Raw genomic sequence first — 15,028 nt, 5'->3', positions numbered from 1 at the left:
CGTATGGATATCGTACTGGAAGCAAAAAATTTGACAAAGGTCTACGGCAGCGGCGAGGGCACTGTGCACGCTTTGCGAGGCGTGAGCGTGGGCATCGAGCGCGGCAGCTTCACGGCCATTATCGGCAAAAGCGGCTGCGGCAAATCCACACTTTTGCAGGCCCTTGGCGGGCTGGACGCACCCACGAGCGGACAGGTACTGCTTGAGGGCCAGAGCCTGTACGACCTGCCGGACGACGAGCTTGCTTGGCTGCGCCGCACAAAGCTGGGCTTTGTGTTCCAGGCCTTCAACCTTCTGCCGGAGTACACGATAAGGGACAATATTCTGCTGCCCCTCATGCTGGATAAAAAGGCCGTCGATGAGGCATACCTCAAATTTTTGACCGAGCGTCTTGGTCTGGCCGACCTTCTGCACCGCCAGCCCGGTCAGCTTTCGGGCGGACAGCAGCAGCGCGCTGCCATTGCTCGGGCGCTGATTGTTCACCCGGCGGTGGTACTGGCGGACGAACCCACCGGTAATTTGGACCGCAAAAACAGCGAGGAGGTTTTCTCCCTGATACGAGCTGTAGCTGCCGAGCAGCATCAGACGGTGGTTTATGTGACCCATGACCCGGATTTGGCCCAGGCTGCAGATCGAATTTTGGAGATGGAGGACGGAGAGATTAGGTTGGATAGCATTTAAAAAGGTAGCCGAATATTACTCTCTCTCCCTTGGTTTTCCATGTGGAAAGAGTACCTGACTTTTTTAGATGATATGATACCTCCAAAGTAGACAGGTTAAATAACCAAAATCTACTTTGGAGGTATTTTTATGGGTACCGGCTGTATCCAAGGTCTTCTTCCAGCTCCGCATCCAAACCATTTTCCATGAATTCAGCGATGGTATCCTTGAACAGTTCCTGAATGTCGTCCATGCTGCTGACATTTGCAAGCTGCAGCAGTTCACGGATTTTCTCTCTCCGGGCTTTTTCTTCCGGGCTTCGGGACATATCTTTCCCCTCCATCCTGATGCTTCTATTTTACACCTCTCCGGAGGTTTACACAATTATTGGGCTGGTCTCAGGGAATATCGTTTATGGCGTTCTTTGAGCTCTTGATTCAATTGTTAATACCAGACAAACGGTTCTCCATGGCATCATATGTCTTACTTCTACCGCTTTACCGCAATGAATTCCCCAAAACTATCTTGACGCGCCTACACTTCCATGATGGATATGTTTAATACAGCTGCCGAGTGTATTATTGATAGTTTATTTTAATTAAAGGTTAGTCTTCCATTCTACCGTGGTCACAACCAAGTGAGAGATAGTGCTCAATCTCACCAATCAGCACAAGCTGGGCGTACTCCAAAGGATTATTATACAGCAGCGCGTCCAGTTTTGCCCGCTGTGTGGGGCATGGCAGTACTTGCTCATCAAAGATCAACGCGGTCGTCCACTGTATTTCAATACAGAAGCAGACGACCGCATTGACTTTTTTACGAGATGAGGTCTCTTTTTTCTCTCTTAAGTCACCTAACCGCACTACCCTGCATCACAGGCGTTGACGATGATATCCACGTCGGAGCGGTTCATCAGGTCTTTCAGGATGCCAAACTGCTTTTTGGTACCAGCAGACACCAGATTTTCATTATCTATCTTTTTGTATTAAGGTCTACAGCAATCTAATCCCACATTAAAACGAGAAAATGCTTAATTGTTCTCCTCAAAGTTCTCTACCTGTTCCATGACCTTTTTGAGAACTTCGGGGCTGTACTGCGGGGGATATCACGCTTTTCAAAGAACGAGCCGGAGTTGCGCGCAGCGCGCAGATAATCCCGGCAGTTAAACAAAATCTGATCAAGGTTGAGAGCTTTTTCTTCAGCCTTCGTCTTTGCCATGGCGTTTTTCTCCAATCTGAAAATTACAAATTGCGGACAAAAAGGACGCATTGTTGTGGCAAGCAGTGCATTCGTGCGCACAAATGCAAATTTTGCGTTGCAAAATGCTTGTTGGGAAATCCCAAACCCTTTCTGATCTGCACCGTTTCGGTGCAGGCTACGCGTTCCTTCCGAACGCTTTTGAATGTGTCAATACAAACTCTCTCCAAAAATCCGAGTCGCTTTTTGGTGCAAGCGTCAATGGCATAACTCCGATGTTCGTGGTAGAATAGGTGCGTTGTGTGCCTGACGCATAAAAACGGAAAGGACGATGCAGAAATGGAGCAACTATATCTGATGCCCGGTGACGAACGCTACACAAAATTTCAGGATGAGAACGGTGTGCCGAAAATCCGTTACACCTACTGCTCCCTGCACGGCAAGCTGTTCAACTGCACCTGCCGAACGAAAGATGAAGCCCAGCGGCTGTGTGAAGATTGGCTCGTTTCGCAGGATCGCTGCTACATAAACTAAAAAAGTCGCCGAGGATTCCGCCCCATGAAAGGGTTAGAATCCTCGGCGACTTTCGTTTATCGGGTCTGCTGCTTTTCCTGTGCGTCTTTTTCTTCTGCGAAGAACAATTCAATATTTTTCTGTGCCTTTACCAACTCCTGCATTTCTTCTCGTGCCTTGCGATAGTCCGGGTAGGCTGCTTTCTTTTGGGTCAGAAGATCGGAATACTCTGCATTCAGTGCTTTGACCTTCGGTAGCTTTTTTAAGCCTGTTTCATCGAAAGCGGCCTTGGCTGCTTTGTGCAGTGTGATTTCTTCGCGGTGAGTATCCAGAAACTTTTTGCTATATCCCGCTTTCCGGTAGGCATCGTAGACTGGGTGGGTCTTGGCGTAATTGACGATGTGCGTTTTCAGCACAGCAATTTCCGCCATCCGTGTTTCAGCGGCTTTGATGGAATCTCCCAGCTGGTGGTATTTTTCTGTTGCCGCCGCTGTGCGTTCATTCAGTTCATCTGCGCTGCCAATTTTGTGCTCCTGCAAGAAAATCAGCGTCTTGGACATTTCTTTCAAATTATATTTTTTCGCCCATCGTGCATAGCCTTCGCTTTTTCCCTCGGCCAGCTTTGCCTGAATGTCAACCAGCAATTGGAAGGGCGGCTCTTGGAGCAGCTGTATTTGACGTGGATGGTGTTCAGTTTTTCCCGCAATCACCGCTTGCAGTTCATCCTCGCTGTACCCAGCCCCCAGTGTTTTGAAGCGTATGAACCGTTTTTGCCGTGCGCCCTTGACGGAGGTGTATTTTCCACGCTTGACCTCATAACCTTGCTGTTCCAGTTTTTGCAGAAAATCTTCGTAATCCTTGGGCTTTTCTGCAAGGATGCTGTCGATGATTCCACACAGGCGGTCACGGTTGCTCTCCTTGGGCGGATAAAGAACACGCTTCTGCCGCTCCCGGTAAGGCTTTATCTCAATGACGGAGAGCTGATGCTCTAAGCAGATCAGGTCACTTAACCGCTGCACCGCCAACGCTGAAAAGAAAAAGTCCCGGAATTTTCGTGTTCCATCCAACGCAGTAGAGTTATAAATAATGTGGTTGTGGATGTGTTCCCTGTCCGTGTGAGTGGCAACGATAAACGCATATTTGCCCTTGGTGAAGCGCATTGCCAGCTCATAGCCCACCTTGTTGGCCTCCTCTGCGGTGATTTCACCGGGGCGGAAAGATTGCCGGATCTGATAGGCGATCACATCATTTTTCTGTCTGCGCCCTGTGGCAAGTTCGTATTGCCGCTTGGACAGCATAAATTCTTCGTCTGCGGTCAAGGGGCTGCACTCATAGCTGCTGACCAGCTCTCCCCTGTTCGTCTTGTCAGGATTCTTTGCGTAGTCCGTGCGGCTTTTCAGGCAGGCCGCAACCGACTTGCCCTTGTTTTTGTGCAATGCAATCAGCCGTGTTGCGGCCATTCTGAATCACCCCCGTGTGACAGCCAATACTTGAGCCACTTGTAGCGTTCGCAGCCCCAAACAAAAAAGCCGCCCGAAGGCGGCAAAGATAAAAACACTTACAGTTCTGCAAGCCATTCGCTGAACCGTCCGATGCCCTCTGTGATGGCAGTTGCGCCGAAAAAGAGAACGAAGCAGATAAACTCTGCCACCAGCAGAATGAAAAACTGATCCCAAGTCTGGCGGTAGGCGGTGTAGATGCCGCAGCCGAAGATGTAGAGCATCAGCGGCGCGACCACATAGCTGGACAAGGTAAGCAACCACTTTGCCATCAGAGCCAGAAACGCCACAAAGAGAGAAATCGGGAAAAGAACAATTTTCTTCAGCATAGACATCATATCAAGCACTTCCTTTCTGTTCGCCCTTATTATAAAGGTATCGACTACTACGTTGCAAGGATGTCAAGCGTTATATGTACACCGCAGTCCTCCAACTGCGGGGAAAATTTTAAAGTTCTGCCAACCGGGAAAGAATTTGCTTGCCGATGCTGATTAGTTCATCCAGCCGGGCGCGCAAGTCCTCCATATCGGCAGCATAAACCCGGCCATTTTCATTGGCTACTTTGGCGTACTGGTTTAAATTGTTGCTGCACATCTGCAAAAGATACGCCATGCGGCGCAGCTGCGGTAGATCCAGATGCAGACAATACCCGTCCAGCGCCATTTTTCGCAGATAGGAGCCGATGCTCAGAATGCCGCTGGATTCCATTTTGTTCCGAATCCGCTCCAACTCCGGTTTGCTGACCCGGAAATGGAGTTGCTGGTCGCGGCGGTCGCTCACCGGGCATCACCATCCTTATCATAATAGCTGCGGAACGGTTTGACAGGCTCCGGCTGATTGGTCTTTTCCCCCAGTGCAGCCAGCACAGACGGACGAATTGCAGGTGTTTCGGTTTCCTCGGTTTCTTCGGGAACATCCTGCGAGGAACTGCGGTCACGGTCGATGTTCAGCAAGGCGTTCAATTCAGCAAGGCGGGCAGACTTTTCGGCCAATTCTTCCTCCTGTGCAAAGGGCTTTGCCACTTCGACCTCTGCGGCCTGCTTCTGCTGTTCCAGATTTTGCAGAGCATTTTCAGCATCTGCAATTCGGTCAGCAAAATTGTCGATGGCATTGTCCAGACGAGTGATATTGCCGCGCGCATCATCGCCCAGCGACACCGGGTAACTCAACTCTGCCCGGAGTACGGCCTGATGCTCGTTCTTGAAGCTGTCGAATCGAATGTTCAGTTCAAACCCACGGTAGGTGCCCAGCAGCATCATATCAGCATTGGGCATCTCCTGCCGAGCCAGCAGCAGCCGTTCGCCTGCAGCCTTTTTGTCATCGTACACCATGCCCTTGATGGTCATGCCGCAGAAGTTTTCTTTGTCCTGCGGGTGTGCTGCTGCAATCTGTGAGTCCTGTTGTAAAGCAGCAATGCGGGTTTTCTGTTTCTGGATCTCCTCCGGGAAAGTTTTGAGCAGCTTATCCTCCAGACGATATTTCTGATTCTGGAAGTCTCCGCGCAGCACCTTCAATTTTGCTACCTGCACGTCCAAGTCCATCTTTTCCCGGATGCGAGGGTCGCCTGCACACAGAGCCTTGATTTCTGCGTAAGATAAAGCCTGTTCGTCAATATCATCGCAAGATCGCATAGGCGATTTGCTCGTCATGATCTGCGAGATAAACTTCTGTTTATTCTCAAGGGTCTGATAGAGGTAGGCGTCAAATGTCGATTCCGTGACGTAGTTATAGACGTAGACTTGTTTGTTTTGGTTGCCTTGGCGGATGATTCTGCCGTTACGCTGGGTCATATCAGACGGACGCCAGCCTACATCCAGATGATGCACCGCTACGAGCAGCGTCTGGACGTTGGTCCCTGCTCCCATTTTGGCAGTGCTGCCCAGCAGCACACGCACCTGTCCGCTGCGTACCTTGGAGAAAAGTTCTGCTTTCTTGTTCTCCGTATCTGCGTTGTGGATGAACTCAATCTCCTGTTCGGGCACACCGGCGTTGAGCAGCTTGGTGCGAATATCATCATAGACGTTGAACGAACCGTCCCCCTTGGGAGTAGACATATCGCAGAAAATCAACTGGGTCAGCTTCTGCTCCTTGGTGTCGTTCCAGATGCGCAGGACGTTGTTGACGCAGGCATTTAACTTGCTGTTGGGGTCATCGGGCAGAGCGGAATTCATCAACCGCTGGTCAAGACCAATTTTGCGGCCATCCGACGTGATTTTCAACATATTATCCACAGAAGGGTCAACAGAACCGCTGTGGACTTCGGCTGCACGTTCGCTCAACGCCTGCACCATGTCCTGTTGGATTTCCGAAGGCTTGACCACTACCGTCTCAAATTTTGCATCAGGCACCGGGAGATGAAGCTGGTCGCTGGTCTTGATATCCGCCGCTTCTTTGAACATCGCCATCAGTTCGGGCAAGTTGAAAAACTTCGCAAAACGAGTGCGCGCACGGTATCCGGTGCCTTCGGGCGCAAGTTCAATAGCCGTGGTTGTCTCACCGAAGGTGGATGCCCATGCATCAAAATGGGTCAATCCTTTCTGCTGCAAGGTGTTGTACTGGAGATAACGCATCAGAGTATACATCTCGGTCATGCTGTTGCTCAGGGGCGTACCCGTTGCAAAAATAACACCGCGCCCTCCGGTGATCTCATCGAGGTAGCGGCATTTTCCAAACATATCGGAGGATTTTTGCGCTTCAGATGTGCTCAGTCCGGCCACATTCCGCATCTTCGTATATAAGAACAAGTTCTTATAGTTTTGGCTCTCATCCACAAACAACCTGTCTACGCCCAATTGCTCAAACGTAACCACATCATCTTTACGGTCTGCGCCTTGCAGCTTCTCCAGTTTCTGTTTCAGAGACTTACGCAGTTTTTCCAGTTGCTTTACCGTGAAATGCTCACCAACCTGTGCTTTCGCTTCTTCGATGGCCTCCTCGATTTCATCCATCTGTTCCTGAATCAGACGCTCCTGTCGTTCTGCGGACAAGGGTATCTTTTCAAACTGGCTGTGTCCGATGATAACTGCGTCGTAGTCGCCGGTCGCAATTCTCGCACAGAATTTTTTGCGATTAGCAGGTTCAAAATCTTTTTTGCTGGTAACCAGCAGCTTTGCATTGGGGTACAGGCGTAGAAACTCGCTGGCCCATTGTTCCGTCAAATGGTTTGGCACGACAAAAAGACTTTTTTGACACAAGCCAAGACGTTTCAGTTCCATAGCGGAAGCCGTCATCTCAAAACTCTTGCCGGCACCGACTTCGTGCGCCAAAAGGGTGTTGTACCCATACAGCACATGGGCAACCGCATTGCGCTGATGCTCTCGCAAATTGATTTCCGGGTTCATTCCCACAAAATGAATGTGGCTACCGTCATACTCACGGGGCCGGGTGCTGTTAAAGAGCTCGTTGTACTTTTTTACCAGTAAGGCGCGCCGCTGCGGGTCTTTCCAGACCCAGCCAGCAAAAGCGTCCTTGATAGCCTGCTGTTTCTGCTGGGCGAGGGTGGTTTCGTTCTGATTCAGCACGCGCTTTTCCTTGCCATCCTCCACGATGGTATCATAAACGCGGCTATCACGCAAATTCAAAGTGTCTTCCAAAATCTTGTAAGCGTTGGCCCTGCGGGTACCGTAGGTTTCGGTGGCCATAATGTCACCAAAGCCAGTAGCAGATTTATTGCTGATCCGCCATTCGGAGGTATAGGGAGAGTAGCGGACAGTAATGGAGTTGTTGTAGCGGATGCGGTAGGGCGGCTGAAAAGTTTCCATCATGAACTGCTGCACGATAGAGGGGTCAAGCCATGTGGCACCCAACCGCACATCAATTTCAGATGCTTCCAGATCTTTGGGCTGGGCTTTTTCAAGTGCGTCCACATTGACCTTGAACTCCGGGTGGCTTTCTGCAGCGAGCTGTGCCATGCGCAGCTTATCGCGCACGTTGCCGGAAAGGTACTCATCCGCAGTCTGCCAGCCGGCTTCCGGATCGTCAGCATCAGCGGCAGGATCTTTGAAAATCACACCAGACAGTTCAGTGGTGATGCGCTCATAGTCACCGGGAGTGCCCAGCAGGTCGGCCATGTAGGGCAAATCGACCTTGCCATGCTCACCAATGGACACCGCCAGTGCTTCGCTGGGGGTGTCCACGCTTGTGACAACACGCTCTGGACGAATCGTCCGCTTGGTGAACATATCCGCTTTGCTTTTCAACTGCCTGTTTTCATCCAAGTTTTCTAGTGAGCAGAGCAGATAGTAGGAGCTATCATCATCAAAAAGTCTGGCATTTTTCTTGTCGTTAATCAGACCGTATTTTGCGGTAAAGGCATCATAGGCGGCGTTCAGCTTTGCCTGCGATGCCTTGATATCCTCGTCCGGAAAGTCGTTCAACTGCTGGTCGATCAGTTCACTGACAATCTGCCGCAGCTCCACCATGCCAGCTACACGACCTTTGGCGTTGTCGGACAGTTCAATCTGCGTCATGATGGAGTTCTCGCGGTAGTAGATTTCACCGTCCACCACAGTATAGCTGAAATTTTTTACGGTTGGATCTGCGGGCAGCGTTCTGCGCTGTGCTTCCGCATCGGCAACATCCGGGGTGGAAATCTCTACCGCAGTGTACTGCCCCTCGATGTGCTGCACTGCTTCGGTAAGCTGGTCTGCAAGGTTTGCACCTTCGATTGGTGCAACGGTCAGGTCATGGCCATACTGGGTGCTTTCCAGTTCCAAATTTCCCAGTACCATTTCCGGGTTGGAAACAAAATACTGATTGATGCTGAAGCCATCTTCGGTCTGTCCCAACTGTACCCATGCAGGTTCGATGTCCGCAGGACGGTCACGTTTCTGCAAAAAGATGATATCCGATACCACTTCGGTGCCCGCGTTGGCTTTGAACGCATTGTCGGGCAGACGAATTGCGCCCAGCAGGTCGGCGCGTTCCGCCATATACTTGCGGGCAGTGCTGTCTTTGCTGTCCATCGTAAAACGGCTGGTCACAAAGGCAATCACGCCGCCCGGTCTGATCTGGTCGATGGTCTTTGCGAAAAAGTAGTTATGGATGGAAAATCCCAGCTTATTGTACGCCTTGTCACTGACTTTGTACTGGCCAAAAGGAACATTACCTACGGCGAGGTCGTAAAAATCTCGTCTGTCAGTGGTTTCAAAGCCGGCAACGGTGATATCAGCCTGTGGATACAGCTTCTGTGCAATGCGGCCAGTAATAGAATCCAGTTCTACGCCATACAAACGGCTGCTGGCCATGCTGTCGGGCAGCATACCGAAAAAGTTGCCAATACCCATGGAAGGCTCCAAGATATTTCCCGACTGAAAGCCCATCTTTTCTACGGCATTATAGATGGCACGAATCACCACCGGAGATGTATAGTGCGCGTTCAGCGTGGAAGCGCGGGCGGCGGCATATTCTTCTTCGGTGAGCAGTCCTTTCAACTGGGTATACTCGGCAGACCAATTTTCTTTGCTGGGGTCAAAGGCATCCGCCAGACCTCCCCAGCCGACATATTGCGAAAGAATCTGCTGCTCCTCGGCGGTGGCACCACGACGCTCCTGCTCCAGAGTGCGCAGGGTCTGGATAGCTTCAATATTGCGGGCGAATTTCTGTTTGGGGCCTCCGACACCCAAATTATCATCCGTAATGTGAAAATTTCCCACAGCTTCCGGCATCGGTTCAGCGTTCAGGGCTTCGTCTGCGGCCGCAGCGTTCGGAAAGGTCTGCCATTTACCATCGACTTCTGCGGAGATCGGCAGTTTGTCCAGTTCTTCATCAGGTGTAGGTTCATCCTGCCGCAAACCGCCCTCGAACTGCTCTTTGTTGAGTACCTCATTGCTCCACGAATATCCCTGTGCGCTGGTGTCAATGCGCACATCGGTTTCGCCCACATAACCGATAGTTCCCTTAATGGTTTTAGTGGGGAGGTCTACAACAACGGAATCGCCAACCTTGTAATCGGCAGTTTTTTCAGGGGCGACCTCAGCAAGTTCATCCTGCTGCTGTTCATACAGTTCCCTGATATGGGGCAAACCCTCGCTTCGGAAGATGGGCTGTCCGCTGTTAGTCAAGTCCATATCCTGCAAGCTGACAGACTTGAACATGAAGTTGACATGATCCACACGGAAATCCCGGCCATCCAGCTTGATGATGCTGCCGATCGGCAGGTAATCTTCCTCTCGCAGATATTTTGTCTGGTGGTGGGTACCATCTCCGCCTTGTCCAGCCAGATAGATGCTGTTGCCCTCGGCCCACAGCTTCTGCGATTTTGCTACCCACTCTCTGCGCAGAAAGCCGGTCACTTTGACTTTTCCCAGCGCATTTTCCTGTGACAGCAAATTAGAACGAAAAACTTCCTTTACAGTGATTGCATCTTTGTCATAGAACAGAAAATATCCGCCCAGTTCAAAGCCAATCAGGGTATTGGGGTACTGCTCTTTCAGAGCATTGTATTCGGCAGCGGCATCACCATCCAGCATTGGGAGCTGTCGTTCCGCTTCCTGCACGGCGGCACGATGCTCTTTTTCCTTATCGGTCAGGTAGCGGTCAGACTGAATCATCAGGTCGATGTATTTCTCGACCCGTGTCCAGCTTAACGTAACCTTTTGATGATCCGGGTAGTGGTCAAATTCAAGTCCTTTTCCATCATGATTTACAAAACCGCTGCTGCCATCCAGAAAATCCTGCGAATGTCCGCCGATGCCGTACTCTTTCGCCAATGCTTTAGCGCGGAGTTTGCGGTCGGGCTGTGTCTGGTACAGTTCGATGATCCGCTGCTTGCCATCCTGAAAACCGGAACCATGCTTGCGCAGTTCATTCTCAATTTCAGCCTGCGACAAAACAAAAGCGGAGGGCGATTTTTCGCTCTCCGCTCGGTCGATATGTTCAATTTGCTGGGCTTCGGTGGGGATGACGGCATCCAGAAAACTTAGCTGTAGATCAGTTCCGTCCGAATCACTTCCTCGACCTGCTCCTGTAGGCTGTTCATGTGCTGTACCCACGCCATCTGATTCTTCTCCTTGTCCGGGGCCGGGTTCTTCGCCAGCAGATCGGCCATCAGTTGCTTCTTCATCGCTGCTGCGGTCTGCTCCAGTTCGGTCAGGGTCGGGTACAGGCTCCCGTTCAGGAGCATCGTGTTGTACAGCACTGGGCGATGGTCTTTCAGGTACGTCCGGCGCAGCCTGCCGTACTTGCCCAGCGGGGTCTTCGGCTGATGCAGGGTCAGGTTCGGGAGAAGATAATCCCCGGTCTGCGTGTAACTCAGATTGCTGCTCATATTCATGCTGGCTCCTTTCATTGTTTCGGCGGCGAATGGTTGTTTTTACGGTGCGTTCGATGTTCCGCAGAACCTCCCGGCTCATGTCGCTGACGGCTGCGCCGAGGGTGTAGACGGCATCTGGGGTTGAAAAATTGTAGATTGCCTGAAAATCGTCCTTGTCAAACCACCCTGTCGGTTCAAACCCGCAGCGTTCCAGCAGCGTGTAGGTGACGCTGATGGCGGCGGCGCTTTTGAACTGCATCTCCACTCCGGCTTCATCATAATCCATCAGAAGCGAACCGTCAACGATGGCGAGAATGTCACCACTGTTGTTGTCCCAGTAATCTGCCACCAGTTTCCCGGCAACATCAGCAAGCTGCTGGCTGACACGCTCTCCGTTGATGCCGTAGGTGGCGGCGAGCATTTCTGAAACCGGCTGCACCAAATCGGGACCGAGCTGCCACACCTCCGGGTCACGGGAATTGCGGCGCACCCCGGTGTCGCTTACGTCAAAAACGTAGTGCAGTCGAGGGAATCCGCTGGATTCGTCCAGCAGAGCGATGCCCTTAGAGCCACGCCTGACATAGCGGTTCATCCGGTTGCGCCAAATGTCAAATTCGGCGCAGGCGGTGGCATCCGGGCGCTGGGCGTAGATCATCAACTGGTCGGGAAAGCTGTACTTGTACAGCCGGGATGCTGTGGTCAGATAGTCCGTCCAGCTTTCCCAGTACCGCGTCAAGCCGTTTGCCGTGCGCTGGGCAAGAGCAAGATATTCTTCGGTTTTGCTAGACATTGTTGCCTCCTTCCGGTTTTGAGCATAAAAATAGCGGGCAACCGTTTTATGATTGCCCGCAGGGATGTAATATTATTTTTCAAAAATCAGAGCGATTCGCCCAGTCTGATAACCGCGGCCAGATTGGGAGCGGTCGTCATGCTGCCCTTGGTTTCCATGTTCGGAACTGTGATGATGCCCATATCCTCCCACTTCAGATAGGAGGTCATAGCCTTATACTGTGCGATGGCTGCATCGAACACATGGTCGGCACCGGCATCCAGCAGCAGGGCGGTCTTGTGGAAGTGGAAGCCTACACTGCCGCCGGCATACAGACGGTCAATGACGGTTTTCATCTGTGCGGTAATGTCGAACCAGTAGATGGGCGATGCGAACACCACCATGTCGGCATCCACCAGAGCCTCAAAGACCTTGCCCATATCATCTTTCTGGACGCATTCGCCCTTGTGTGCCCAGCAGTATTTGCAGCCCAGACAGCCACGGATGTTCATGGGTGCTACATCCAGAATGCTGACCTCATTCTGGTTCTTGCGGGCGGCTTCTGCAAAAGCCTGTGTCATAATCTCCGTGTTGCCGCCTTTGCGGGGACTACCGTTCAAAACTACGATTTTCATTTCAGATACTCTCCATTCTGTATGTTGATTGCACGGACAGAATACTGTCAGTGCTTCTTACGAATTTTTGACGCAGTAGCAGTGTAGCTCATGTCCAGCAACATTTTCAGCTTGTCATCATCAGCTTTGTTGTCCAGTGAAACCGTGATCCAGCTATCTTTGTTCATGTGGTAGGCAGGAAAGAAACCGGGTTCACTGCGCAGTGAGCCAATCAGAAGTGGGGCGCATTTGAGATTCACCACATCCAGTAGTTCGTCACCGGGTAATCCCAGCCTGCTCCTTGGAATGTCCATAATCAAGGCAAACCATTTCTGATTGTTGCTGTGCCGGAAGACTGCAAAATTGGGATTCTTCATCCACGGGTAATCCGGCTCAACGCTATATTGTTCAAGAATAAATTGCATAAATCCTGCACGATTCATGGCGAAGACCTTTCAATCTGCACGTTGCCATTCGGCAATTATCGTTAGCAGATATAAACTTTTGTTTGTTGAGCCAATTATACCACACTGCCAACCATAGAGAAAGAGGATATGTACGCCGCCCGCAGGCGGCAAAGATCAGTCCGGGGGAAATTCCAGTTCGACAAACTCCGCATCGGTCAGCAGTTTCAGCTTTTCGATAACACCCTCCGACAACTCCCGCAGGGCGGTTTCGTCGGGCATCAGGTAGCACAGCATGAGCCGCAACTCGTGGATAAGCCCCAGCCGGGTGCCGGTGTTGTAGAGCATCATCAGGGTCAATTCCTCGTGGTCAAAGTTCATGTTCATCCCTCGCTTTCCGGCAGACGGTAGGATTGCACTCCGGGGCATCGCACTTCTCCTTGAGGTTTTGCAGAACAGAAGAGTGCTCCGGCTTTTTATCCAGAAACCCCGGCAGCTCCTTGAAGCCGATGCTGTCCACATAATGCACAGACACTTTGCCATTGCGTTTGAGTGCGATCACATCGCTGACCGACAGGCTGTGCCCCTCAAAATCCTGCGGACGGGAGAGGTTGAACATCTGAAATAGTTCTTCCAAAATCTCGTTGTTCGGCACATCCTGCCACATGGCGGGCAGATCAGCATAGTAGGTGACCTCGTAATGCTCCGGGTCGGGCGTTTTGCCCCGACGATGCAGTTCCCGCATGGAAGCAAATCTTTCATCGAGGATTTTTTCGTCATGCCGCAGCTGCATCACCATATAAACATCGCACCCCGCATTCAGAAACTTCTGCGGGATGTCCGTCATGGGTTCACCGTCAAAATTCTGGTTCCATTTTTGCTGCATCGTCCACCTCACAGTTCTGGCGCAGAACGTGCAGACGATTTTGGCGCAGACGTATCACTTGCCAGTTCTGCCAGCTTTTCCAGTGTGGAAGGGCGGTGGTCTGTACGCAGTTCCTCGGCTTCCGCAACTTTATCCATGACGGCATCGTAGTCCTGCAACAGCCGCCGCCCCTTTTCCATGTGGTGTGCTTCCAGAATCTGCTCACGGGCTTCCTGAATGGTCAGTTCCGGGGCATCCAACTGCCCGCCGTCCATCACGGAAAAATCGCTGTGGTAAATGGTGTAGTCCCATCCATCCTCACAGGACTGGATGGCAAGATAACCTTTGCCACCCAGTTCCCATGCGGCCTGCTCGTCCTGTGTCTGAATTTCGGGGTAGAAGTCGGCATGGTTTCGTTCCATGACCTCGGCAAACTGGCAGATGTGGAACACATTGCCCAGACCGCCCATGTCAAAGTGATAATCATCCAGATGTTCCAGCCGTGCCGTAAAGCTGCGCCCATCCGGGTAATCCACCTGTACAACTCCGCCATTGGGAATGCGGTAGAGGTCGTCATAGTGGCTGTTGATGAGACGAATATCCTTCGGCAGCGTTTCCGGTTCCCAGATGCGCCGCCTGCCGATGCCCGCCTGCGGGATGTTTTCGAGGATCTTTACGCTTTCCTGTTGGATGGCCTTACGGTCATCGTCCGAAAGTTCAAACAGATACCAGTTCCGGGCGGCAGGGATGGTGTTCCTGCCATCGGGCGGCAGGTTCTTTTCCGAGATCTGCCCGCTTTCCAGCGGCTCACCAGTTACCTTGTTGTAGGTGGCAAAGCCGACTCCTGCACCGTTTTCCTGGAGGTGGAGATAGCGTTCATCGTTGATAAGGTAAACCGCTTCTTTTTTCTGCTCCATCAGCAGCCACCTTCAAATTCCAGAGAAAACTTGCTGCGGCCATCGGGTTCGGTGCCCAGCAGCACGGTGGCGTTGTAGGTCTTGCCCTTGGCACTCTTGCAGTCCTTCAGGCGGACCCGACCATCCCGCAGCAGCTTGTCCGCCACATGAGCGTCCATCCGCTTGCCCAGACGCTTGAAGAAGGCGTTGTCTTTCCACAGAACAAAGCGGCAAGGATTGGATTCACAAAACCAGCCCTTTTCACGCTCCACAACGGAATTGCCACAGTTCGGGCAGACACCAATAATCTTGCTTTTCATAAGTGCATTCGCTCCTTTTTTCATTTCCGTGTTCTTTAC

The 15,028-nt window shown here is 51.6% G+C and carries 14 protein-coding genes and 1 pseudogene; 2 read left to right on the top strand and 13 right to left on the bottom strand.

What is annotated here, in order from left to right; all coding sequences use genetic code 11:
- Window positions 1-3: 3 nt before the first annotated feature.
- A complete protein-coding gene (locus WMO20_RS09790) occupies window positions 4-681 on the top strand; it encodes an ABC transporter ATP-binding protein (RefSeq protein WP_015536507.1) in 678 nt (225 codons plus the stop codon).
- Between the two features lie 133 nt (window positions 682-814).
- Here WMO20_RS09790 and WMO20_RS09785 read toward each other — a convergent pair.
- The 3 genes and pseudogenes from WMO20_RS09785 to WMO20_RS09770 all read right to left on the bottom strand — a co-directional run.
- A pseudogene (locus WMO20_RS09785) lies at window positions 815-988 on the bottom strand (IS256 family transposase); the annotation flags it as partial.
- Window positions 989-1,265: 277 nt separating this feature from the next.
- A complete protein-coding gene (locus tag WMO20_RS09780) occupies window positions 1,266-1,448 on the bottom strand; it encodes a DUF6061 family protein (RefSeq protein ID WP_242889553.1) in 183 nt (60 codons plus the stop codon).
- Between the two features lie 265 nt (window positions 1,449-1,713).
- Complete coding sequence (locus WMO20_RS09770; RefSeq protein WP_170126654.1) at window positions 1,714-1,878, bottom strand: hypothetical protein; 165 nt, start codon at window positions 1,876-1,878, stop codon at window positions 1,714-1,716.
- Between the two features lie 318 nt (window positions 1,879-2,196).
- Between WMO20_RS09770 and WMO20_RS09765 the strand changes: the two genes are divergently transcribed.
- Window positions 2,197-2,391 carry a DUF3873 family protein gene (locus WMO20_RS09765; protein WP_097773950.1) on the top strand — a complete coding sequence of 65 codons (195 nt, stop codon included), beginning with the start codon at window positions 2,197-2,199 and terminating at the stop codon, window positions 2,389-2,391.
- A gap of 56 nt (window positions 2,392-2,447) precedes the next feature.
- Here WMO20_RS09765 and WMO20_RS09760 read toward each other — a convergent pair whose 3' ends face one another.
- From WMO20_RS09760 to WMO20_RS09710, 10 genes are all read right to left on the bottom strand, one after another.
- The gene (locus tag WMO20_RS09760) at window positions 2,448-3,830 is read right to left on the bottom strand and encodes a relaxase/mobilization nuclease domain-containing protein (protein ID WP_349186718.1); all 1,383 of its coding nucleotides are present in this window, start codon (window positions 3,828-3,830) and stop codon (window positions 2,448-2,450) included.
- A 98-nt stretch (window positions 3,831-3,928) separates the two neighbouring features.
- The gene (locus WMO20_RS09755; protein ID WP_117526342.1) at window positions 3,929-4,207 is read right to left on the bottom strand and encodes a hypothetical protein; all 279 of its coding nucleotides are present in this window, start codon (window positions 4,205-4,207) and stop codon (window positions 3,929-3,931) included.
- Window positions 4,208-4,316: 109 nt separating this feature from the next.
- Window positions 4,317-4,649: a plasmid mobilization protein gene (locus WMO20_RS09750; protein WP_349186716.1), complete on the bottom strand. Its 333-nt coding sequence runs from the start codon at window positions 4,647-4,649 to the stop codon at window positions 4,317-4,319.
- Complete coding sequence (locus tag WMO20_RS09745; protein WP_494337718.1) at window positions 4,646-11,911, bottom strand: helicase-like domain-containing protein; 7,266 nt, start codon at window positions 11,909-11,911, stop codon at window positions 4,646-4,648. Before WMO20_RS09745 ends, WMO20_RS09750 begins: the two co-directional genes overlap by 4 nt.
- 86 nt (window positions 11,912-11,997) lie before the next feature.
- Entirely contained in the window at window positions 11,998-12,525 is a 528-nt protein-coding gene (locus tag WMO20_RS09735; RefSeq protein ID WP_112115039.1) for a flavodoxin family protein, read from the bottom strand.
- Between the two features lie 47 nt (window positions 12,526-12,572).
- Entirely contained in the window at window positions 12,573-12,947 is a 375-nt protein-coding gene (locus WMO20_RS09730) for an MmcQ/YjbR family DNA-binding protein (protein ID WP_112115040.1), read from the bottom strand.
- 138 nt (window positions 12,948-13,085) lie between these two features.
- Window positions 13,086-13,289: a transposon-transfer assisting family protein gene (locus WMO20_RS09725; RefSeq protein ID WP_349186762.1), complete on the bottom strand. Its 204-nt coding sequence runs from the start codon at window positions 13,287-13,289 to the stop codon at window positions 13,086-13,088.
- Window positions 13,279-13,794, bottom strand: coding sequence for a YodL domain-containing protein (locus tag WMO20_RS09720; protein ID WP_349186714.1), 516 nt, complete (start codon window positions 13,792-13,794; stop codon window positions 13,279-13,281). Before WMO20_RS09720 ends, WMO20_RS09725 begins: the two co-directional genes overlap by 11 nt.
- 8 nt (window positions 13,795-13,802) lie before the next feature.
- On the bottom strand, window positions 13,803-14,690 hold the full coding sequence (locus tag WMO20_RS09715) for an LPD16 domain-containing protein (RefSeq protein ID WP_349186713.1): 888 nt from the start codon (window positions 14,688-14,690) through the stop codon (window positions 13,803-13,805).
- Window positions 14,690-14,989, bottom strand: coding sequence for a hypothetical protein (locus WMO20_RS09710; RefSeq protein WP_349186712.1), 300 nt, complete (start codon window positions 14,987-14,989; stop codon window positions 14,690-14,692). The genes WMO20_RS09715 and WMO20_RS09710 overlap by 1 nt, the downstream gene beginning before the upstream one ends.
- Window positions 14,990-15,028 lie beyond the last annotated feature (39 nt).

This window comes from Faecalibacterium intestinale, assembly GCF_040096575.1.
Lineage (GTDB): Bacteria > Bacillota > Clostridia > Oscillospirales > Ruminococcaceae > Faecalibacterium > Faecalibacterium intestinale.
The sequence above is the reverse complement of the archived record's forward strand: the minus strand, read 5'-3'. Positions and strand labels throughout refer to the sequence as shown.

Bases quoted from the DNA above. Each gene is read 5' to 3' on its own strand.
- WMO20_RS09790 (WP_015536507.1), top strand. From the start codon at position 4: ATGGATATCGTACTGGAAGCAAAAAATTTGACAAAGGTCTACGGCAGC.
- WMO20_RS09770 (WP_170126654.1), bottom strand. From the start codon at position 1,878: ATGGCAAAGACGAAGGCTGAAGAAAAAGCTCTCAACCTTGATCAGATT.
- WMO20_RS09765 (WP_097773950.1), top strand. From the start codon at position 2,197: ATGGAGCAACTATATCTGATGCCCGGTGACGAACGCTACACAAAATTT.
- WMO20_RS09760 (WP_349186718.1), bottom strand. From the start codon at position 3,830: ATGGCCGCAACACGGCTGATTGCATTGCACAAAAACAAGGGCAAGTCG.
- WMO20_RS09755 (WP_117526342.1), bottom strand. From the start codon at position 4,207: ATGATGTCTATGCTGAAGAAAATTGTTCTTTTCCCGATTTCTCTCTTT.
- WMO20_RS09745 (WP_494337718.1), bottom strand. From the start codon at position 11,911: ATGTCTAGCAAAACCGAAGAATATCTTGCTCTTGCCCAGCGCACGGCA.
- WMO20_RS09735 (WP_112115039.1), bottom strand. From the start codon at position 12,525: ATGAAAATCGTAGTTTTGAACGGTAGTCCCCGCAAAGGCGGCAACACG.
- WMO20_RS09730 (WP_112115040.1), bottom strand. From the start codon at position 12,947: ATGAATCGTGCAGGATTTATGCAATTTATTCTTGAACAATATAGCGTT.
- WMO20_RS09725 (WP_349186762.1), bottom strand. From the start codon at position 13,289: ATGAACTTTGACCACGAGGAATTGACCCTGATGATGCTCTACAACACC.
- WMO20_RS09720 (WP_349186714.1), bottom strand. From the start codon at position 13,794: ATGCAGCAAAAATGGAACCAGAATTTTGACGGTGAACCCATGACGGAC.
- WMO20_RS09715 (WP_349186713.1), bottom strand. From the start codon at position 14,690: ATGGAGCAGAAAAAAGAAGCGGTTTACCTTATCAACGATGAACGCTAT.
- WMO20_RS09710 (WP_349186712.1), bottom strand. From the start codon at position 14,989: ATGAAAAGCAAGATTATTGGTGTCTGCCCGAACTGTGGCAATTCCGTT.